Source organism: Roseateles sp. P5_B10 (assembly GCF_056400485.1).
Map to the genome: position 1 here is coordinate 1 of NZ_JBFULE010001369.1, position 864 is coordinate 864.

Genomic DNA, 864 nt, shown 5'->3' on the forward strand with positions numbered 1-864 from the left:
CCGAGGAACGCCGCCGCTATCTCAATGCGCGCTCGACCATCGGCAAGCTGCTTGAATGGCGCGCCGTGCCGGTCATTAACGAGAATGACACGGTCGCGACCAACGAGATCCGCTATGGCGACAATGACCGCCTCGCAGCGCGCGTCGCGACCATGGCATCCGCCGACCTGCTGGTGCTGCTGTCGGATATCGACGGTCTCTACACTGCGCCGCCCGGCGCCAATCCCGATGCGAAACTGATTCCTATTGTCGACAGCGTCACCGCCGAGATCGAAGGCATGGCGGGCGCGGCCGAGAGCGAATTGTCGCGCGGTGGCATGTACACCAAGATCGAGGCAGCGAAGATCGCGACCACGGCCGGCACGCACATGATCATCGCGTCCGGTAAGGTCGAGCATCCGCTGCAGAAGATCGCCGATGGCGGCCTCTGCACCTGGTTCCTGACGCCTGCCAATCCCGTCACTGCACGTAAGCGCTGGATTGCGGGATCGCTGGAACCGAAGGGTACGTTGACCATTGATGCAGGTGCTGTTGCTGCACTCCGTGCCGGCAAGAGTTTGCTGCCTGCCGGCGTCATCAAGGTGGAAGGCGATTTCGCACGCGGCGACGCCGTTATCGTGCGTGGACCGGACACGCACGAAATCGGCCGCGGCCTCGTGGCTTATGACGCAGACAATGCCGAGAAGATCAAAGGCCGCTCATCTCCGGACGTGATGATTATTCTTGGCATCAGCGGCCGCGCCGAAATGATCCATCGCGACGATCTCGTGATCTCGGGATCGCGAAGTTAAGTAGCGACGCTTCGCCTGAATGACGTAACGCGCAATCCGTGAACCTGGTGCCGGACGCTCGCCATCATTGCGC

Annotated in this window: 1 protein-coding gene; it reads left to right on the forward strand. The window is 61.9% G+C overall.

Annotated features, from left to right (window positions below; all coding sequences use genetic code 11):
• A partial coding sequence (gene proB, locus AC1DU6_RS33380; protein WP_477862633.1) for a glutamate 5-kinase occupies positions 1-791 on the forward strand: 791 nt, incomplete at its 5' end.
• Between the last annotated feature and the right edge of the window lie 73 nt (positions 792-864).